This window comes from Streptococcus mitis (assembly GCF_047463435.1).
GTDB classification, from domain to species: domain Bacteria; phylum Bacillota; class Bacilli; order Lactobacillales; family Streptococcaceae; genus Streptococcus; species Streptococcus mitis_DS.
This window is the reverse complement of the sequence record NZ_JASHDW010000008.1, coordinates 1-22512: the sequence shown is the minus strand read 5'-3', so window position 1 is coordinate 22512 and position 22512 is coordinate 1. Positions and strand designations below refer to the sequence as shown.

The 22512-nt window shown below is 39.1% G+C and carries 13 protein-coding genes and 1 pseudogene; 13 read left to right on the top strand and 1 reads right to left on the bottom strand.

Annotated features, from left to right (window positions below):
* Positions 1 to 149 precede the first annotated feature (149 nt).
* The 6 genes from brnQ (at position 150) to rplA (ending at position 5246) form a co-directional block, all read left to right on the top strand.
* Positions 150 to 1475 (top strand): branched-chain amino acid transport system II carrier protein, encoded by a 1326-nt coding sequence (gene brnQ / locus QM843_RS06050; protein ID WP_001074581.1) that lies wholly within the window; start codon positions 150 to 152, stop codon positions 1473 to 1475.
* 97 nt (positions 1476 to 1572) lie between these two features.
* Entirely contained in the window at positions 1573 to 2610 is a 1038-nt protein-coding gene (locus QM843_RS06045; protein WP_414304586.1) for a M42 family metallopeptidase, read from the top strand.
* A gap of 1 nt (position 2611) precedes the next feature.
* A complete protein-coding gene (locus QM843_RS06040; protein ID WP_414304585.1) occupies positions 2612 to 3082 on the top strand; it encodes an HIT family protein in 471 nt (156 codons plus the stop codon).
* Positions 3083 to 3084: 2 nt separating this feature from the next.
* Positions 3085 to 3801: an LD-carboxypeptidase LdcB/DacB gene (ldcB, locus tag QM843_RS06035; protein ID WP_414304584.1), complete on the top strand. Its 717-nt coding sequence runs from the start codon at positions 3085 to 3087 to the stop codon at positions 3799 to 3801.
* A gap of 122 nt (positions 3802 to 3923) precedes the next feature.
* The gene (gene rplK / locus QM843_RS06030) at positions 3924 to 4349 is read left to right on the top strand and encodes a 50S ribosomal protein L11 (RefSeq protein WP_001085807.1); all 426 of its coding nucleotides are present in this window, start codon (positions 3924 to 3926) and stop codon (positions 4347 to 4349) included.
* A gap of 207 nt (positions 4350 to 4556) precedes the next feature.
* Entirely contained in the window at positions 4557 to 5246 is a 690-nt protein-coding gene (gene rplA / locus QM843_RS06025; protein ID WP_196310550.1) for a 50S ribosomal protein L1, read from the top strand.
* Positions 5247 to 5803: 557 nt separating this feature from the next.
* Here rplA and QM843_RS06020 read toward each other — a convergent pair.
* Positions 5804 to 7110: pseudogene (locus QM843_RS06020) on the bottom strand (transposase).
* A 192-nt stretch (positions 7111 to 7302) separates the two neighbouring features.
* Between QM843_RS06020 and QM843_RS06015 the strand changes: the two are divergent.
* The 7 genes from QM843_RS06015 (at position 7303) to lytC (ending at position 22341) form a co-directional block, all read left to right on the top strand.
* Positions 7303 to 8151, top strand: a complete 849-nt coding sequence (locus QM843_RS06015; RefSeq protein ID WP_414304583.1) for a YSIRK-type signal peptide-containing protein — start codon at positions 7303 to 7305, stop codon at positions 8149 to 8151.
* Between the two features lie 396 nt (positions 8152 to 8547).
* Positions 8548 to 17205 (top strand): GEVED domain-containing protein, encoded by an 8658-nt coding sequence (locus tag QM843_RS06010; protein ID WP_414304582.1) that lies wholly within the window; start codon positions 8548 to 8550, stop codon positions 17203 to 17205.
* Positions 17206 to 17519: 314 nt separating this feature from the next.
* The gene (locus QM843_RS06005; RefSeq protein ID WP_001049318.1) at positions 17520 to 18032 is read left to right on the top strand and encodes an adenine phosphoribosyltransferase; all 513 of its coding nucleotides are present in this window, start codon (positions 17520 to 17522) and stop codon (positions 18030 to 18032) included.
* 181 nt (positions 18033 to 18213) lie between these two features.
* Entirely contained in the window at positions 18214 to 19158 is a 945-nt protein-coding gene (gene metA / locus QM843_RS06000) for a homoserine O-acetyltransferase MetA (RefSeq protein ID WP_001122693.1), read from the top strand.
* Positions 19159 to 19166: 8 nt separating this feature from the next.
* Positions 19167 to 19844 (top strand): DnaD domain-containing protein, encoded by a 678-nt coding sequence (locus QM843_RS05995; RefSeq protein ID WP_166736352.1) that lies wholly within the window; start codon positions 19167 to 19169, stop codon positions 19842 to 19844.
* Between the two features lie 97 nt (positions 19845 to 19941).
* Positions 19942 to 20700: a triose-phosphate isomerase gene (tpiA, locus tag QM843_RS05990; RefSeq protein WP_000087893.1), complete on the top strand. Its 759-nt coding sequence runs from the start codon at positions 19942 to 19944 to the stop codon at positions 20698 to 20700.
* A gap of 33 nt (positions 20701 to 20733) precedes the next feature.
* Positions 20734 to 22341: a choline binding-anchored murein hydrolase LytC gene (gene lytC / locus QM843_RS05985; protein WP_414304581.1), complete on the top strand. Its 1608-nt coding sequence runs from the start codon at positions 20734 to 20736 to the stop codon at positions 22339 to 22341.
* Positions 22342 to 22512 lie beyond the last annotated feature (171 nt).

Here is a 22512-nt window from a genome sequence, read left to right as displayed (position 1 = left end):
GGTGTGGACTAGGTAGGAGAATTTTATTTTTAGACAATTCTCATTTTTAAGAATCTTGAAAATATTCAATATTTACTTCGTGATACTTTTTTCATACTCCTAATCATGGTATACTAAGTCAGTATTTTATAAATATGAAGGAGATTTACATGGCTAAAAAAGGTGCCTTAACAGGTTTACTCCTGTTTGGAATATTTTTTGGTGCGGGGAACTTGATTTTTCCGCCTTCTCTAGGTGCTCTATCTGGAGAACATTTTCTTCCTGCCATCGCAGGTTTTGTCTTTTCAGGCGTCGGTATCGCCGTCTTGACTCTTATTATTGGAACGCTAAATCCTAAAGGATATATCTATGAGATTTCAACAAAGATAGCGCCTTGGTTTGCGACTCTTTACCTCTCAGTTCTTTACTTGTCAATTGGTCCATTCTTTGCCATCCCACGTACTGCGACAACAGCTTACGAGGTAGGGATTAGCCCTCTTTTGTCGGATGCAAATAAAGGACTTGGCTTGATTGTCTTTACGGTTCTTTACTTTGCAGCGGCGTATCTAATTTCGCTTAATCCATCAAAAATCTTAGACCGTATCGGCCGTATTTTAACGCCAGTCTTTGCGATTTTGATTGTTATCTTGGTTGTTCTAGGAGCTTTCAAATACGGTGGAACAAGTCCTCAAGCTGCTTCAGCTGCTTATCAAGCTTCTGCCTTTGGGACAGGTTTCCTAGAAGGTTACAATACCTTGGACGCCCTTGCCTCAGTTGCCTTTAGCGTAATCGCAGTTCAAACCTTGAAACAACTTGGATTTTCAAGTAAGAAAGAATACATTTCAACTATTTGGGTGGTTGGTATCGTTGTTGCCCTTGCCTTCAGTGCTCTTTATATCGGTTTAGGTTTCCTTGGAAATCATTTCCCAGTACCAGCTGAAGCGATGAAAGGTGGAACACCAGGTGTTTACATCTTGTCACAAGCCACTCAAGAAATCTTTGGCTCAACAGCCCAACTCTTCCTTGCAGCCATGGTTACCGTAACCTGCTTCACAACAACGGTTGGTTTGATTGTGTCTACAGCTGAGTTCTTTAATGAACGTTTCCCACAAATCAGCTATAAGGTTTATGCGACAGCCTTTACCTTGATTGGATTTGCTATTGCCAACTTGGGTCTTGATGCGATTATCAAGTACTCAATCCCTGTACTGGTTATCTTGTACCCAATCACGATTGCTATCGTAATGATTGTCATTGTCAACAAATTTGTGGCTCTTTCAAAACCAGGTATGCAGTTGACAATTGCTGTTGTTACAGCTATTGCCATTGCAAGCGTATTAGGAAGCTCGTTTAAGGTTGAGTTTCTTGCAAACCTTGTCAACGCTCTTCCTTTTGCTAAGGCATCACTCCCATGGTTGGTTCCAGCCATTGTCGGAATCTTGCTCTCATTGGTTCTACCAAACAAGCAAGAAAGCGATGTTTTTGAAATGGAATAATCATTAAAATCACTTTTGTAGTCAAGTCTACAGGAGTGATTTTCTTTTTTTATCCGATGATAAATGTGTTATAATAGGTAGCAAAAGAGGTGAAGAAATGAATCAAACAGTAGAATATATCAAAGAACTGACAGCCATTGCGTCGCCAACGGGTTTCACTCGTGAGATTGCGGACTATTTAGTCAAGACTCTAGAAGGTTTTGGTTATCAGCCAGTTCGCACAGCCAAGGGCGGTGTCAATGTAACCATTAAAGGTCAAAATGATGAGCAACACCGTTATGTGACTGCCCATGTGGATACGCTGGGTGCCATTGTCCGTGCTGTCAAAGCAGATGGTCGTCTCAAATTGGACCGTATCGGTGGTTTTCCTTGGAACATGATTGAAGGAGAAAACTGTACCGTTCACATAGCTAGCACAGGTCAAAAGGTATCAGGTACCATCCTTATCCACCAAACTTCTTGTCATGTCTACAAGGATGCAGGAACTGCAGAACGCACGCAAGACAATATGGAAGTGCGTTTGGATGCAAAAGTAACCAATGAAAAAGAAACTCGTGCCTTGGGGATTGAAGTTGGTGATTTCATCAGCTTTGATCCACGAACCGTCATGACAGAGACAGGTTTTATCAAGTCTCGTCATTTGGACGATAAGGTCAGCGCAGCGATTTTGCTTAACCTGCTTCGTGTTTATAAGGAAGAGAAGATTGAATTACCAGTAACAACCCATTTTGCTTTTTCAGTCTTTGAAGAAGTGGGGCATGGGGCTAATTCTAATATTCCTGTTCAGGTGGTAGAATATCTGGCTGTGGATATGGGAGCCATGGGAGATGACCAGCAGACAGACGAATACACAGTGTCTATCTGTGTCAAGGATGCTTCTGGACCTTATCACTATGACTTCCGTCAACATTTGGTTGCTTTGGCTAAAGAGCAAGATATTCCATTTAAGCTGGATATCTATCCATTTTATGGTTCGGACGCTTCAGCAGCTATGTCTGCAGGGGCAGAAGTCAAACACGCCCTTCTCGGTGCTGGTATCGAGTCTAGTCATTCTTATGAGCGCACTCATATTGACTCAGTAGTCGCAACAGAGCGTATGGTCGATGCTTACCTTAAGAGCGCATTGGTAGACTAATATGTGTCTTATTTGCCAGAGAATTGAGCTCATCAAGAAGGGAGAAAATCCCTATTTTGTCAAAGAGTTGGAAACAGGCTATCTTGTCATTGGGGATCACCAGTATTTTGCAGGCTATAGTCTCTTTCTAGCCAAAGAACACGTCACGGAATTGCACCATTTAGAAAAGGAAACAAGACTCCGTTTTTTAGAGGAAATGAGTCTAGTCCAAGAGGCAGTTGCCAAGGCCTTTGCTGCTGAGAAAATGAATATCGAACTTCTAGGCAATGGCGATGCCTACCTTCATTGGCATCTTTTCCCTAGACGAAGAGGTGATATGAATGGTCACGGTTTCAAAGGACGTGGTCCAGTTTGGTGGGTTCCCTTTGAAGAAATGACAGCAGAAACCTGTCAAGCAAATCCGGATGAGATTAAAAGATTAGTCAAACGTTTATCGTCAGAAGTAGACAAATTATTGGAAATAAAGGAGTAGAAATGAAAAAAAGATACCTTGTCTTGACAGCCTTGCTAGCCTTGAGTCTAGCAGCTTGTTCACAAGAAAAAGCAAAAAATGAAGATGGAGCAGCTAAAACAGAACAAACAGCCAAAGCTGATGGAACAGTTGGAAGTAAGTCTCAAGGGGCTGCCCAGAAAAAAGCAGAAGTGGTTAACAAAGGAGACTATTACAGCATTCAAGGGAAATACGATGAAATCATCGTAGCCAATAAACACTATCCATTGTCAAAAGACTACAATCCAGGGGAAAATCCAACAGCCAAGGCTGAGTTGGTCAAACTCATCAAAGCTATGCAAGAGGCAGGATTCCCGATTAGTGATCATTACAGTGGTTTTAGAAGTTATGAAACTCAGACCAAGCTCTATCAAGATTATGTCAACCAAGATGGGAAGGCAGCAGCTGACCGTTATTCTGCTCGACCTGGCTATAGTGAACATCAGACAGGCTTGGCCTTTGATGTGATTGGGACAAATGGTGATTTGGTGACAGAAGAAAAAGCGGCCCAATGGCTCTTGGATCATGCAGCTGATTATGGCTTTGTTGTCCGTTATCTCAAAGGCAAGGAAAAGGAAACAGGCTATATGGCTGAGGAATGGCACCTTCGTTATGTCGGAAAAGAAGCTAAAGAAATTGCTGAGAGTGGTCTCAGTTTGGAAGAATACTATGGATTTGAAGGCGGAGATTACGTCGATTAAAAAATAAACTTTTCTCTTGCAATTTCAGATAAATAGTGTATAATAGATGGGTATGTAAAAAACATACTTGTGGGAGGTAAAAATCTTTAATTACCGCCAAAACCACAAAGGAGGATTTAAAAATGGCTAAAAAAGTCGAAAAACTTGTAAAATTGCAAATCCCTGCTGGTAAAGCTACACCAGCTCCACCGGTTGGACCTGCTCTTGGTCAAGCTGGTATCAACATCATGGGATTCACAAAAGAGTTCAATGCTCGTACAGCTGACCAAGCTGGTATGATCATTCCAGTTGTTATCTCAGTTTACGAAGATAAATCATTTACTTTCATCACTAAAACACCACCAGCTGCTGTTCTTTTGAAAAAAGCTGCAGGTGTTGAAAAAGGATCAGGTACACCTAACAAAACTAAAGTTGCTACAGTTACTCGTGCGCAAGTACAAGAAATTGCAGAAACTAAGATGCCAGATTTGAACGCAGCAAACGTAGAGTCTGCAATGCGTATGATCGAAGGTACTGCTCGTTCTATGGGATTCACTGTTGTTGACTAATCAATAACACAGTAGAAAATCTCACAGCAGTCTATTAGTTGCTTTTCATACTAGGCAAGTGACTGAAGCTTGTACTTGGGTACAGCAAGGGAGCTTAACGAAGTAGGAAAAGAAAAATAATAGACTGAAAACCCGCAAGACTTCATCATTTCGAGAAGTGACGTGGGAGATGAAAATCGATTGAACCACTTACAAGGAGAATAGAAAATGGCTAAAAAAAGCAAACAACTTCGTGCTGCTCTTGAGAAAATCGACAGCACAAAAGCATACAGCGTAGAAGAAGCTGTAGCACTTGCAAAAGAAACTAACTTTGCAAAATTTGACGCAACTGTAGAAGTTGCTTACAACTTGAACATTGACGTTAAAAAAGCTGACCAACAAATCCGTGGAGCAATGGTATTGCCAAACGGTACTGGTAAAACTTCACGCGTTCTTGTTTTCGCACGCGGTGCAAAAGCTGAAGAAGCAAAAGCTGCTGGTGCAGACTTTGTTGGTGAAGATGACCTTGTTGCTAAAATCAACGACGGTTGGTTGGACTTCGACGTAGTTATCGCTACACCTGACATGATGGCTCTTGTTGGACGTCTTGGACGTGTCCTTGGACCACGTAACTTGATGCCAAACCCTAAAACTGGTACTGTGACAATGGATGTTGCTAAAGCAGTTGAAGAGTCTAAAGGTGGTAAAATCACTTACCGTGCTGACCGTGCAGGTAACGTTCAAGCAATTATCGGTAAAGTATCATTTGAATCTGAAAAATTGGTTGAAAACTTCAAAGCTTTCAACGAAACAATCCAAAAAGCAAAACCAGCTACAGCTAAAGGAACTTACGTAACAAACTTGACTATCACAACTACTCAAGGTGTTGGTATCAAAGTTGACGTAAACTCACTTTAATCAGTAGTTTATATCAGAGAACGAGTACGAAAGTGCTCGTTTTTTTTGATATTTAGAAACACTAGTGAGATGAAGGAAATCCGCTAGAAAATCTAATTATAATCTGAAAACATTATTTGAACTTCTTATTCTATAAAAGATATAAATTGTCAGGAAAATTTAGATGATTAGGGAAGTAGAACACTTTATAAAAGAACTGTCAAAATTATATAAAAGAAACTCATTTTGAAGCTCCTAATTTTACTTGGAATATCTCATTGATTAGTATTTAAAAATCTAGTTTATATATGTGTTTTCAGAATTATATTTGTAAATAGTAAAATATTATTCGATAAAATCAATATAAATCAATATTTTTTGACTTACTAAAAAAATTACCAGAATGTTATTATCTATAGAAGTAATTATTTCAAATCATTAAACTTGTGTTCCAACTTTTATCATGATATAATTAAGTAGATGTTGATAAATATTGAGCGCTCCAAACTCATAATATTAAACTCTTAATATTACAAAAATATTTGGCTCTTTGTCAACTGTAGTGGGTTGATGAAAAGCTAAGCTCGAGAAAGGACAAATTTCGTCCTTTCTTTTTTGATATTCAGAGCGATAAAAATCCGTTTTTTGAAGTTTTCAAAGTTCCGAAAACCAAATGCATTGCGTTTGATAAGTTTGATGAGATTATTCGTCGCTTCCAATTTTGCGTTGGAATAGGGTAACTGAAGGGCATTGACGATTTTCTCTTTGTCCTTTAGAAAGGTCTTAAAGACAGTCTGAAAAAGAGGATGAACCAGCTTAAGATTGTCCTCAATGAGTCCGAAAAATTTATCTGCCTCCTTGTTCTGAAAGTGAAAGAGTAAGAGCTGATAGACATTGTAGTGGTGTTTCAAGTCTTCTGAATAGCTCAAAAGCTTGTCTAAAATCTCTTTATTGGTTAAGTGCATGCGAAAAGTAGGGCGATAAAATCGCTTATCACTCAGTTTACGGCTATCTTGTTGGATGAGTTTCCAGTAGCGCTTGGTAGCCTTGTATTCATGAGATTTTCGATGAAACTGATTCATGATTTGGACACGCATACGACTCATAGCACGGCTCATGTGTTGGACAATATGGAAACGATCCAACACGGTTTTAGCGTTTGGGAGTGAAACAGTCTGGGAGACTGTTTCAGCCTGAGCCTAAAAATTCGAAAGCGAAGCTGTTTAGCCAAGTCATAGTAAGGGCTAAACATATCCATAGTAATGATTTTCACCTGACAGCGCACGGCTCTATCGTAGCGAAGAAAGTGATTCCGGATGATAGCTTGTGTTCTTCCTTCAAGAACAGTGATGATATTAAGATTATCAAAATTTTGAGCAATAAAACTCATCTTTCCCTTAGTGAAAGCATACTCGTCCCAAGACATAATCTCAGGGAGGTACGAAAAATCAGGCTTAAAACGGAAGTCATTAAGCTTGCGAATAACAGTTGATGTTGAAATGGCTAACTGATGAGCAATATCGGTCATAGAAGTCTTTTCAATCAACTTTTGCGCAATTTTTTGGTTGATAATACGAGGAATTTGGTGATTCTTCTTGACGATAGAAGTTTCAGCGACCATCATTTTTGAACAGTGATAGCACTTGAAACGACGCTTTTTAAGTAGAATTCTAGTAAGCATACCAGTCGTTTCGAGGTAAGGGATCTTAGACGGTTTTTGAAAATCATATTTCTTCATTTGACTTCCGCACTCAGGGCAAGATGGAGCATTGTAGTCCAGTTTGGCGATGATTTCTTTGTGTGTATCCCTATTGATGATATCTATAAATTGGATATTAGGGTCTTTGATATCGAGTAGTTTTGTGATAAAATGTAATTGTTCCATATGAATCTTTCTAATGAGTTGTTTTGTCGCTTTTCATTATAGATCTTATGGGACTTTTTTTCTACACAAAAAAGGCTCCATAATATCCATAGGGGGTTACCCACTACAAATATTATAGAGCCAAATATTTAAGGGGGGGCTTTTTATTTGTCTAAACATTCAAATATTTTTTGAAGGAGGTTGTGAGTCTCAATGAAAGGCAAACAACAAGATTTTAGAACGGAGAAGTACATTCGTTACGGTATTCGTAAATACAGCTTTGGAGCAGCATCAGTAGCGATTGCGGCTGGTTTGATGTTCCTAGGCAATGGTGCGGTATCAGCGACTGAAGTACAATCAGCTGAAACAGCTATTTCAACACCTGCTCCTAGTCAAGATGATAAGGAGAAGGAAAAGACTGAGCCTAGAGCTGAAACAGTAGAAACTGTAAAACCAGAAACTGAAAAGGCTACAGAAGCAAAACCTGAAGCTAAAAAAGTAAATAAAGCTGTCCTCGAAGCAAGTATTGCTACTTTAGAAAGAAATATTAAATCAGCTCCTGATGCAGATCAAGCAGTTTTAAGTGTAGCTCGTGAAGCATTAGAAAAAGCTAAAGCAGTATTATCTAACGATGCAACTACTCAAGAAGAAGTAGATGCACAAGTGAAAATTGTTAATGATTTAGATGTAGTAGTTACAGAAGCTCAAGCAGCAGGAGTAACAGCTAAAGTTGAAGAGAAAAAAGCAGAAGAAAAAGCAAAATCTGAAGCGAAACAAACTCTAGAAGTAAAAGAAGCTAAAAAAGAATTAACACAAGTAGCATCAGAAGCTGAAGTAACCAATAAATTAGCTGAGACTGAACTTGCTAAGGCAGATGTCAAAGAAGAAAACAAGGCAGCAGTTACAGCAGCAGTAGCTAAAAACCAAGCAGTTCTGGCTGAAACAAAAACTTTATTAGCTGATACGAGTGTCACAAAAGAGCAAGTAGACGCTCAATTGGAACGCCTAAACGAATCAATCCTTGCAGTTTACAATGAATTGAAAAAAGATGGAAAACTCTAGAATCGAAAGAAAATATTATGAGGTATTCAACATCTTGATTATATGCGGTTTTTATGAATATTTTCACTTCCTTTTCTTATAAAATTGAGTCTTTTACTAGACTCATACTAATGGTTGTTCAGAATAGAGTTTCGTATTCTAGTATATTGATGTTATTGTTTAAAAACTTATGTATGTGCTATTTTCTTATCCTGAAACAATAAATACATGTAGGCATGAAACTTGACTTAATAATAGTGTCATGATATAATACTAAGTGATATTGATAATTATTGGGCAACCCTTTTTAAAATGATAACCTCTTAACATTACTAAAAAATTTAAGGGAGCTTTTTATTTGTCTGGATATTTCAATTCAATATTAAAAAGTATACATAAAGGAGGTTGTTATTCTCAATGAAAGGCAAACAACAAGATTTTAGAACGGAGAAGTACATTCGTTACGGTATTCGTAAATACAGCTTTGGTGCAGCATCAGTAGCGATTGCAGCTGGTTTGATGTTCCTAGGTAATGGTGCGGTATCAGCGACGGAAGTACAAGGTGCTGAAGTATCTGTAGCGGCAACTACTGCTCCAGCAACTCAAGCGGATTCTAGTAAAGATAAGGAAGCCGTGAAACCAGAAACTGAAAAAACTACAGAAGCAAAATCTGAAGTTAAAGTAGAAGAGGCTAAAAAAGTAAACAAGGCTATCCTTGAATCAAGTATTGCAACTTTAGAAAGAAATATTAAATCAGCTCCTGATGCAGATCAAGCAGTATTAACTGTAGCTCGTGAAGCATTAGAAAAAGCTAAAGCAGTATTAGCTAACGATGCAGCTACTCAAGAAGAAGTAGATGCACAAGTGAAAATTGTTAAAGATTTAGATGTAGTAGTTACAGAAGCTCAAGCAGCAGGAGTAACAGCTAAAGTCGAAGATAAAAAAGCAGAAGAAAAAGCAAAATCTGAAGCTAAACAAACACCAGAAGTTAAAGAATCTAAAAAAGAATTAACACAAGTGTTATCAGAAGCTGAAGTAACTAACAAATTGGCTGAGACTGAACTTGCTAAGGCTGACGTCAAAGAAGAAAATAAGGCGGCAGTTACAGCAGCAGTCGCTAAAAACCAATCCGTTCTTGCTGCAACAAAGACACTTCTAGCTGATGAGAGTGTAACTAAAGAGCAAGTAGATGCTCAATTGGAACGCCTCAACGAATCAATCCTTGCAGTTTACAATGAATTGAAAAAGGCAGGAATTGGCCGTGATGGTAAGTTTTCATATGTCTTAGCTGATATTGCAGATACAGTTGCAGAACCACCACTTTCTGAAGCAGAACAAGCAAGACACTGGGAAAAATATAAAGATAAAAATACGGCTCGTTTGACTAAACAAATCAAATGGTTTGATATTGCTAACAGAGACGCAACTGTAAAAAATCTTGGTGCAGGAGATACTCTTCAAGTAGGAACAACATTTACTCAAGTAATTTCACCAGGATATGAAGTAACATTAACAGTTACTAAACTAGCACCATTTAACTCAACAGACGTCTATAAAGAACGTGGTGGAGCAGGATATGATCCTAACGCTCAAAACTTATATAAAGATGGAAAACCAGCAGAAGTAAAAGTAGAAGCTCAAGGAAGTTACTCCGTTGCTAAAACAAACGGAATGGATACTAAAGGTAAAACAGTAATTCGTTCTGTTCAAAACGGAGCTAACGTAGGGGTGGAATTCTCTGTTAAAGCTACTCTAAATGGGAAAGAAGTACCAGCAAACGTTGTATTCTTAACTGGAGAAGAAGCTGGTTCATCTGAAATTGAAATCTATAAAACAGATGGAGATGGTTTTGAGTTAGTTTCTGAATTATCAAATGCTGGACCTAACCCTCAATATACAACAGTGCGTTCTTATACAGCAGAAACTTATGAAAAAAGAACATTAGCTTCAGCAGGACACGGACAAAGTGGAAATCAACTTGGGGTTAACAATACAGTTGAAGGTTTAGGAAAACCAGCATTCGAGCCCTTCAAAGCAGATAAAGCAGCAGGTTTCTTTAATACAACTGTGACATCGGATACTGTTATTGCTATGAAAGCAGCCGATGGTAAATACCACACAGATGGATTAGGGACACAAATTTTTGGACCTGTATCAACTCACCGTACTTCAGGTTTCTCTACGCCGTTAGTAATGACTCGTAATGCTAAAAATATAGGAATGTATATTTTTTCATCAGGACAACAAGGATCTATGCTTGGATTCATGGTATTAGATGAAGGAGATGCACCAGCTTCATACGGACGTGTGGCGCACTCTATTTCTAAATCAAATGGTCAAAAACAACCGTACTTAGGTTCTGTAGCTCCAGATATAGATATACGTACAACGCCAATTGATAAAACAACTGCATTCAAATATGATGATAACCATGGAGACGGTGCAGCTGATGAAGGTGCTCGTCAATTAATGGGTGATGGAGTACAAGTTAACGACAACTATACATTACATAAAGTTAATGATAAAACATATTCTATGACATTCGATGCTCACTTAGATGGTGAATCTTCAGCATGGGTTAATGGATGGATTGACTTTAATGGAAATGGTAAGTTTGATGAAGGGGAATCTGCAACGCCTACAGAAGTAACTCGAGATGGAAAAGTTACACTAACTTGGACTACTAATGTTCAAAACGTAGATACAACTCAAACTAAGCTTGCTACACGTCTTCGTATTGCTTTAGATAAGGCTGATATCACAACTCCAACAGGAATTGCATATTCTGGGGAAGTAGAAGATTTCCAAATTCAACAAACGATTCCACCTCGTGGTACAAAAGAAGAGACAACTGGAATTCAAGGTGCTACACAAAATGCAAAAGTGCAATTCAATGCATATGGACAAATTAACTATGACTTTAGTGAAATAAATACTATTAACACATCTGTTAAGTCGCAAATTGTAAAAGCAGATGGTTCAGTAGTAGCGGATTCAGAATTAGTAGATGGTTACTATGTTGTAAAAGGACAAGGTAAATATAAAATTACCGATAACGGTAAAGATGTAAACGTAGAATTCGTTCCAGATGCTAACTTCGTAGGTACAGCAGATGGTATTACAATTCGCCGTACAGATGCGAACGGTAATACAACTGGTTGGGGACTTAATGGGAATAGAGTTGTTAAAGGAGAAGGAGAAGATGCTGCAACACTTAATTTAATTAGTGATCAAGTACAATTACAAAATTCTCCATCGAAAGGTTCTATGGACGGTCGTTACATCCCAACAGTAACTCCAAAAACAATCACAGCAGAGCCAAAAACTTCTATCGATGTTCAAGGGAAAGAACAAAAAGAAACACCAGTATTCAAGACAGATGCGGGTAAAGATAATGAAGCAGTTGTTAGACCAAGTGCAACATATCCAGCAAAATTAATTGATCCAGCAACAAAAGCACCTACAGAAGCTAAAACTGTAACTGTAGATGGAGAGGGAACTTACACAATCAATTCTGAAACAGGTGAAGTAACATTCCAACCTGAACCACAATTCAAAGGTAAAGCAAAAGGAATTGGTGTATCATTAACTGCGCCAGTCGGAGTTGATAAAACAGGAGCTAAAGTAACAGCAACAGCTACAACAACATATACTCCAGAAGTTACACCAGTAACACCAACAGCGGATCCAGCTACTTCAACAGGAATCCAAGGTGAAACTCAAACAGGAAAACCTACATTCACAGCAGGAGATGCAGAAGTACCAATTAAAGCAGGTTCAGTTAAATTACTAAATGCTAATGGAACTGAAGCTCAAGGGGCAGTACCAGCCTTAGATCCAAATGGGAACAAAGTTGGGGAATACACAGTAGACCCAGCAACAGGTGTTGTAACATTCACACCAACAGATAAGACTTATGTAGGACCAGTAGTACCTGCAAAAGTACAAGCAGAAGATAACAACGGTACTAAAGTTGAAACTAAATATACTCCATCAATCGTAGGAGTTAAACCAACTGCTACACCAGCAGAATCATCAAATATCCAAGGTGAAGCACAATCAGGAGTTGTAGCATTTGCACCAGGTAAAGCGACAATCGCAGGTGTTGAAAAATCAGTACCAATCAAAGTGAACTCAGCAGTTTTACTTGATAAACAAGGTAACCCAGTAGCAGCAGGTACTCCAGTAGATGCTGTAGACTCAAATGGTAAAAAAGTTGGGGAATACACAATTAATCCAGCTACTAACACAGTAACATTCACACCAACAGACAAAACTTACACAGGTACTGTAGTTGCAGCTAACGTACAAGCAGAAGACGAAAATGGAACAAAAGTTAAAACAACTTATACTCCAACAATCGTAGGTGTAACACCAACTGCAACTCCAGCAGATACAACAGATGTACAAGGGGTTGAACAATCGAAAGAAGTAACATTCAAACCTGGAAAAACAACTATCAATGGTGTTGAAAAAGAAGTTCCAATCGATACTACTTCATTCAAATTGTTAGATGAAACTGGAACTCCAAAAGAATCAGTACCAGCTAAAAATCCAGCAGGAGATGTTATCGGTACTTACACACTTAAAGTTGTAGATGGTAAAGCAACTGCAGTATTTACACCAACAGACAAAACATATGCAGGAGAAGTTGAACCAGTTACAATCCAAGCGAAAGACACAAATGGAACTCCAGTAACAACAACTTATACTCCAAACATCACTCCAGTATCTCCAACAGGAACTCCAAAATCAACTGAAGGTGTACAAGGACAACCTCAAGAAGGAACTCCAACATTCACACCAGGTGATGATAAAGTTCCTATGAAGATCGATGCTACTCAACCAGCGAAATTAATCGATCCAGCTACAGGAAAACCAACTGATGAAACAACAATTCCAGCAAAAGACGCTAAAGGAAACACGGTTGGTACGTACACAATTGAACCAATAACAGGTAAAGTAACATTCACACCAAACAAAGACTTCGTAGGTACTCCAGTACCAGCAACAGTTCAAGCTAAAGATGCGAATGGAACGCCAACAACAGCTACTTACACACCAACAGTTAAACCAGTGACTCCAGAAGGTATCAACACATTCACAGAAGATATCCAAGGGGCACCTCAAAGCGGTAAACCAGAATTTAAACCTGGTAAAACAACAATCAATGGTCAAGAAGTAGAAGTACCAATTGATAACAATACACCAGCTAAACTTGTTGATCCAAATACTGGTCAAGAAGTAACAACTGTAACAATTGATGGAGAAGGAACTTATACAGTAGATCCAGACGGAACAGTACACTTTACTCCAGATAAACAATTCACAGGAAAAGGTCGAACACTAAAAGTAGTTCGTCAAGATACGAACGGAACAAAAGTTACTGCAGAATATACAGCGGTAGTTAAACCAGCTACACCAGAAGGAACAGAAGTTCTAACTGCAGGTGTTCAAGGTAAAGAACAAAGTGGAAGACCAAACTTCATCGGTGGTAAAGCGATCGTTAACGGCGTTGAAAAAACTGTAGATATCGATACTACAAAACCAGCTAAACTAATCGATCCTAAGACAGGTCAAGAAGCAACTACTGTAACAATTGATGGAGAAGGAACTTACACAGTTGCAGAAGATGGAACAGTGACATTCACTCCAGAAAAAGGATTCGTAGGTAAAGGTACAGAGTTAACAGTTAAACGTGTTGACTTAAATGGTACTCCAGCACTTGGTAAATATACAGCGGTAGTAATCGGTACAAAACCAACTGCAGAACCATCAGTAACTTCAGATATCCAAGGTCAAACTCAAAGCCAACCAGTTAAATTCAAAGGTGGAACAGTTGAAGTAGAAGACCCAATAACAAAAGCTAAAACACAAGAAACTGTAGCGATTGATCCAACAACTTACACATTATTAGATGAAAATGGACAACCAGCAGATTCAGTACCAGCTAAAAACCCAGCAGGTGATGTAGTAGGTACATACACTCTTGTTAAAGAAGAAGGTAAAGATCCAGTTGCAGTATTCACTCCAACAAATAAATCTTACACTGGAGAAGTGAAACCAGTAACAGTTCAAGCGAAAGATACAAATGGAACAGCTGTAACAACAACTTATACTCCAAGTATCATACCTGTTAAACCGACTGCGAAAGCAGCTACTTCAGAAGGTGCTCAAGGTCAAGAGCAAAGTGGAACCCCAACATTCACTGAAGGACACGAAAAAGCTCCAATCGATAAAACAGTACCAGCTAAATTAATCGATCCAAAAACAGGCAACCCTGTAGATTCAGTGACTGTAGACGGAGAAGGAACTTACACAGTAGCTCCAGACGGAACTGTAACATTCAAACCAGAACCAAACTTCACAGGAAAAGCTACAGGAGTTGAAGTTCAACGTAAAGATACAAACGGAACTCCAGCTACAGCTAAATACACACCAACAGTTAAACCAGTAACACCAACATCAGAAGACGTAGTATCTGAAGATATTCAAGGTGCTAAACAAACTGGAACTCCAGTATTTACACCAGGTAAAACAACAGTTAACGGTCAAGAAGTAACTGTAGATCTAGATCCTGAAGTTAAACCAACATTAGTAGGTGCTGATGAAGAAGGTAAAGTGGTAGTACCAAACGAAGGAACATACACAATCGATGAAAATGGTGTAGTAACATTCACTCCAGAACCAAACTTCACAGGTAAAGCTAGCGGAGTAACAGTTAAACGTGCTGATAAAAACGGAACACCAGTAACTGCTAAATACACACCAATAGTTAAACCAGTAACACCGACAGCTAAAGACGCAACTACAACTGATGTACAAGGTTCTACACAAACAGGTAAACCAGTATTCACACCAGGAAAAACAACAGTTAACGGTGTAGAAAAAACTGTGGAATTGTCTGATAAACCAGCCAAATTAGTAGATCCGAAAACAGGAGATCCTGTAGATTCAGTGACTGTAGACGGAGAAGGAACTTACACAGTAGCTCCAGACGGAACTGTAACATTCACTCCAGAAAAATCATTCACAGGACAAGCAACAGGAGTAACAGTTAAACGTGAAGACAAAAACGGAACACCAGTAACTGCACAATACACTCCAGTAGTATTACCAGTGACACCAACATCAAAAGATGTAACTTCTATCGGAGAGAAAGGTGCGAAACAATTCGAAACACCAGTATTCAAAGCAGGTTCTACAAAACTAAACGGTAAAACTATAACAGTACCAATCGATGAAACAGTAGCGCCAACATTAGAAGGTGCTGATAAAGATGGTAAGGTTGTAGTACCAGGAGAAGGAACTTACACAATCGATAAGAATGGTAAAGTAACGTTCACTCCAGAAAAAGACTTTGTAGGTAAAGCAAGTGGTGTAACAGTAAAACGTGTTGATGAAAATGGAACACCAGTAACAGCTACCTACACACCGACAGTATTAGGTAAAACAACTACTAAAGATGTAACATCTGAAGGTCCTAAAGGACAACCACAATCTAATACTCCAGTATTCAAAGGTGATGTGGATACAACAGTACCACCAACATTCGAAGATGGAACAACTGAAAAAGTAGTACCAGGAGAAGGAACTTACACAATCGATGCGACTGGTAAAGTAACATTTACTCCAGAAAAAGACTTCGTAGGAACAGCAACTCCAGTGGAAGTAGTACGTAAAGATAAAAATGGAAAAACAATCCAAGCATCTTACACACCAACAGTACGTCCTGACACTAAATTTGTAGTCGTAGGAAAAGATGGTAAAGAAACTGAACTAATTCCATCTAAAGATGGTAAGAATCCATCAGAAACTATTCCAGGATACAAACTTGTTAAGACTGAGACGGATGAAAAAGGTAATACTAAACACATCTACGAAAAAGTAACAACTTCATTCAAGGATAAAGAAGGAAACGAAATTCCAGGAAATCCAAGTGAAGATGGCGACCAACCTAAGAAAGACATCCCAGGCTACCGCTTCGTAGAAACTAAGAAACTTCCAAATGGAGATACAGAGCACGTCTACGAAAAAGTTAAGACATCATTCAAGGATAAAGACGGAAACGAAATTCCAGGAAATCCAAGTGAAGATGGCGAACAACCTAAGAAAGACATCCCAGGCTACCGCTTCGTAGAGACTAAGAAACTTCCAAACGGCGATACAGAGCACGTTTACGAGAAAGTTAAAACAACTACATCATTTGTAGATGAAAGTGGTAAGCCAGTTTCACCAAATGAAGAAGGTAACCAACCTAAGAAAGACATCCCAGGATACGAGTTTGTTAAGACTACAACTGATAAAGATGGTAATGTAACTCACGTTTACCGTAAAGTAGTTAAGACAACTACATCATTTGTAGATGAAAGTGGTAAGCCAGTTTCACCAAATGAAGAAGGTAGCCAACCTAAGAAAGATATCCCAGGATACGAGTTTGTGACAACTACAACTGATAAAGATGGTAACGTCACACACGTTTACCGTAAAGTAGTTAAGACAACTACATCATTTGTAGATGAAAGTGGTAAGCCAGTTTCACCAAATGAAGAGGGTGACCAACCTAAGAAAGATATCCCAGGTTACCGTTTCGTGGAAACTAAGAAACTTCCAAATGGAAATACAGAACACGTCTACGAAAAAGTAACGCCACCAGCTCCAACACCAGCTCCATTTGAATACAAAGTCATCACAACTTATGTAGATGAAAATGGAGAATTAATCATCCCAGATGAAAATGGTTCACATCCAGGTAAATCATTAGATGGTTATGAGTTGGTTCGTACAGAAACAGATGCTAATGGTAATGTTCACAATGTTTACCGTAAGATTCAATCTCAAAAACCAGTACAACCAGTTGAGCCAGCTAAACCAGCAATGCCTGAACAGCCAGCTAAACCAGAGGTACCAGCAACTCCAGCACAACCAGTACAGCCAACAGCAGTGAAAGAAGCTGAAGGTAAACGTGAATTGCCAAATACTGGTACAGAAGACAATGCTAGCCTAGCAGCACTTGGACTTCTTGGAGTATTGAGCGGATTTGGTCTTGTAGCTCGCAAGAAGAAAGAAGACTAAGCTTTCTAATTGATATGATTTGTTTGGATAAACATATCATCCCTAAAGCTGATGAATCGAATGATTCATCAGCTTTTTGCTGTTGTTACCGGGGTTATAGAGTGGACATAGAAATCAGGCTCTCATACTCTTCGAAAATCAAATTCAAACCACGTCAGCTTCGCCTTGTCGTACTCAAGTACTGCCTACGGCTAACTTCCTAGTTTGCTCTTTGATTTTCATTGAGTATCAGTTGGGAAATATTGGTTATACTTTCTTCTTTTGGTGAAAATATGGTATAATAGGGAGTAAAAAACTTTGAAAGAAAGAAAAAGATGAATTTAAAAGATTACATTGCAACAATTGAAAATTATCCAAAGGAAGGGATTACCTTCCGTGATATTAGTCCTTTGATGGCTGATGGGAATGCCTATAGCTACGCTGTTCGTGAAATCGTTCAGTATGCTACTGACAAGAAAATCGACATGATTGTAGGTCCTGAGGCTCGTGGTTTTATCGTGGGCTGTCCAGTTGCCTTTGAGTTGGGAATTGGTTTCGCGCCTGTTCGTAAGCCAGGTAAATTGCCACGCGAAGTCATTTCTGCTGACTATGAAAAAGAGTACGGTGTTGATACCTTGACTATGCACGCGGATGCCATCAAGCCAGGTCAACGTGTTCTTATCGTAGATGACCTCTTGGCAACAGGTGGAACTGTTAAGGCAACCATCGAGATGATTGAAAAACTTGGTGGTGTTGTAGCAGGTTGTGCCTTCCTTGTTGAATTGGATGAATTGAACGGCCGTGAAAAAATCGGTGACTACGATTACAAAGTTTTGATGCATTATTAATGAAAAACAGTCCCTAGGGCTGTTTTCTCTACATTAGGCTATAAAAATAAACTATAGCTAGTTAGAGAAAAACTATAATTGAAAACTATATCTTCTTGCAGTATAATAAAAGGACTAAGTGTTTGAGTTTTAGCTTCAAACATATGCAATGATTCCTGAAAAGTACAGTTAGGAGAGGGTTATGCCGATTCGAATTGATAAGAAACTACCAGCCGTTGAGATTTTACGGACAGAGAATATCTTTGTCATGGATGATCAACGTGCTGCCCACCAAGATATCCGTCCCTTGAAGATTTTGATTTTAAATCTTATGCCCAAGAAAATGGTGACAGAGACCCAGTTGTTGCGCCATTTGGCTAATACACCCCTGCAACTGGATATTGATTTTCTCTATATGGAGAGCCATCGCTCTAAGACTACTCGTTCAGAACACATGGAGACTTTCTACAAAACTTTTCCTGAAGTCAAGGACGAGTATTTTGACGGGATGATTATCACGGGTGCTCCGGTTGAGCATTTACCATTTGAGGAAGTGGACTATTGGGAGGAATTCAGTCAGGTAATTGAGTGGTCAAAGACTCATGTCTATTCGACGCTTCATATCTGTTGGGGGGCTCAGGCTGGACTTTATCTCCGCTATGGTGTAGAAAAATACCAGATGGACAGTAAGTTATCAGGTATTTATCCTCAGGATACCTTAAAAGAAGGGCACCTTCTCTTTAGAGGATTTGATGATAGCTACGTATCCCCTCATTCACGGCACACGGAGATTTCTAAGGAAGAGATCTTAAACAAGACCAATCTCGAGATTTTATCGGAAGGACCTCAGGTTGGGGTTTCGATTTTGGCCAGTCGTGATTTACGAGAAATTTATAGTTTTGGGCATTTGGAGTATGACCGAGATACCTTGGCAAATGAATATTTCCGAGATCGTGATGCAGGTTTGGATCCTCATATTCCAGAAAATTACTTTAAAGATGATGATGTCAACCAGACACCTTGTCTTTGTTGGTCTTCATCAGCAGCCCTATTTTTCAGTAACTGGGTGAACTATGCCGTCTATCAGGAGACGCCTTTTGACTGGAGAAAGATAGAAGATGATGCATCTGCATATGGGTATTTATAAGAGGAATTATGACATATTTAGACGCTTTTAAATCAGGGAACTTGGTTTTACCGAGTGCCCTGCTCTTGCATTTTAAGGAACTCTTTCCTTCTAGCGATGATTTTCTGGTCTGGCAATTTTTCTATTTGCAAAATACGACAGGTTTGGAAGAAATGTCGCCGAGCCAGATTGCTGAAAGGATTGGCAAGGAAATTTCGGATGTCAACCAGTCTATTTCCAACTTGACAGAGAGGGGACTTCTCCAATATCGTACTATCGAATTAAATGGCGAAATTGAATTGCTCTTTGATGCTAGTCTAGCCTTGGAACGTTTGGATGACTTGCTTGGAGCTAGTGCTTCGAGTTCAGACCAGTTGACACCTCAAAACCAGCTTAAGGATTTGGTAGAGACCTTCCAGCAGGAGTTGGGACGCTTGTTGACGCCTTTTGAGATTGAGGATTTGACCAAGACCCTTAAGGAAGATGGAACCAGTGCTGACTTGATTAAGGAAGCTCTTCGTGAAGCTGTTTTGAATGGAAAACCAAACTGGAAGTACATTCAAGCTATTTTGAGAAACTGGCGCCATGAAGGTATCAAAAGTGTGGCTCAAATTGAGGCCAAGCGGGCAGAAAGAGAAGCAAGCAATCCTCAGTTGACACAGGTATCTGCAGATTTCAGAAATGCCATGGATCTTTGGAAAGATTAATCGTTGTAAGCAGGCTTGAAATCCGAGTAAGATTTGCAAGCTGTGTATAATTGTGATAAAATAAATAGAAAATAAATTGAAAAAAGAGGTATGTGAAATGTCACGTAAACCATTTATCGCTGGTAACTGGAAAATGAACAAAAATCCAGAAGAAGCTAAAGCATTTGTTGAAGCAGTTGCATCAAAACTTCCTTCATCAGACCTTGTTGAAGCAGGGATCGCTGCTCCAGCTCTTGATTTGACAACTGTACTTGCTGCTGCTAAAGGTTCAAACCTTAAAGTTGCTGCTCAAAACTGCTACTTTGAAAATGCAGGTGCTTTCACTGGTGAAACTAGCCCACAAGTTTTGAAAGAAATCGGTACTGACTACGTTGTTATCGGTCACTCAGAACGCCGTGACTACTTCCATGAAACTGACGAAGATATCAACAAAAAAGCTAAAGCAATCTTTGCAAACGGTATGCTTCCAATCATCTGTTGTGGTGAATCACTCGAAACTTACGAAGCTGGTAAAGCTGCTGAGTTTGTAGGTGCTCAAGTATCTGCTGCATTGGCTGGATTGACTGCTGAACAAGTTGCTGCATCAGTTATCGCTTACGAGCCAATCTGGGCTATCGGTACTGGTAAATCAGCTTCACAAGACGATGCACAAAAAATGTGTAAAGTTGTTCGTGACGTTGTAGCTGCTGACTTCGGTCAAGAAGTTGCGGATAAAGTTCGTGTTCAATACGGTGGTTCTGTTAAACCTGAAAACGTTGCTTCATACATGGCTTGTCCAGACGTTGACGGTGCCCTTGTAGGTGGTGCGTCACTTGAAGCAGAAAGCTTCTTGGCTTTGCTTGACTTTGTAAAATAATCAGTAGCAAAAGCTAGGTGGAACAGCATTCAGATGTCTGTTCCATTTTTTGTAGAGGAGGAAAGATTGAAAACAAAGATTGGGAAAATTGGATTAGCAGGTGCCTTTTTGCTTGGATTAGCAGTCAATCAAGTAGCTGCAAATGAAGCTGAAGTGAAAGCCTCTTCGGAAGAAAGCAGTGTGCAAGCTTCTTCTAGCAAGGTAGAAGAAAAGAAATCAGAAACAACTGCAAGTCAAAAAGAAGAGAAAAAAGTTGAGACTTCTTCTAGTCAGCGTTCAGAGAAAAAGGAAGCAGTCAAAGAGACGCGAGCTAGTAGTCAGAAAGAAGAAAGTAAACCAAATTCAACATCAGCACACTGGGAGGGTGACTTCTATGTAAAAGCAGATGGTTCAAAAGCTAAGAGTGAGTGGATTTTTGATACTAGCCATAATAGCTGGTTCTATATAAAAGCAGATGGTCGTTATGCCCAAAAAGAATGGCATGGAAATTATTACCTAAAAGCGGGTGGTTACATGGCTAAAAATGAATGGGTTTATGATAACAATTATAAGAGCTGGTTCTATCTCAAGGCAGATGGTTCTTATGCAGAACAAGAATGGCAGAAAATCAATGGCAAATGGTACTATTTCAAGAAGTGGGGCTATATGGCTAAAAGTCAGTGGCAAGGAGATTATTTCTTGAATGATCAAGGTGCTATGATGCAAAACGAATGGCTTTATGATAATCATTATAAGAGTTGGTTCTATCTTAAGGCAGATGGTTCTTATGCTAATGAACAGTGGCAAAAGATTGATGGAAAGTGGTATTATTTTAAGAAGTGGGGTTACATGGCTCAAGACGAGTGGCATGGAAACTACTATCTTACTGAAAGTGGTGCTATGGCAACAGGTGAGCTAATCATGGACGATACTCGTTATACTTTTGCCGATTCAGGGGAACTGAAAGAAAAGAAAGCCTTGAATGTTGGTTGGGTTTATCGAAACGGACACCGTTATTTCTTTAACCATCGTGAAGAACAGGTCGGAACTGACCGTGCTAAGAAGGTTATTGATGTCAGTGAGCATAATGGCCGCATTAGTGATTGGAAAAAGGTTATTCAGGAAAATGGGGTTGATGGCGTTATTGTTCGTTTGGGATATAGCGGTGTAGAAGATAAGGAATTGGCTTATAATATTCAAGAATTTAATCGACTAGGCATTCCTTATGGTGTCTATCTGTATACCTATGCAGAAAATGAAACAGATGCTGAGAATGATGCTAAACAGACTATTGAACTCTTGAAGAAATACAAGATGAACCTGTCTTATCCAATTTACTATGATGTTGAAAACTGGGAATATGAAAATAAATCTAAGAAAGCTCCATCAGATACAGACACTTGGGTTAAAATCATCAATAAGTATATGGAAACCATGAAAAAAGCAGGTTATCAAAATGTGAAAGTTTATAGCTATCGTCAACTTTTACAAACTCGTTTGAATCATCCAAATATTTTACAACATGTAAACTGGGTTGCAGCCTATACGGATGCGCTTGATTGGAATAATCCTCATTATTCAGGAGAAAAAGGATGGCAATATACTTCATCTGACATTCTTAAAGGGATTCGAGGACGTGTGGATGTCAGCGTCTGGTATTAATCTGTAAAACTGAGAAGAGAGCCTACAAATTGTATGCTCTTTTTCGGCTCTTTGTCAACTGTAGTGGGTTGATGAAAAGCTAAGCTCGAGAAAGGACAAATTTCGTCCTTTCTTTTTTGATATTCAGAGCGATAAAAATCCGTTTTTTGAAGTTTTCAAAGTTCCGAAATC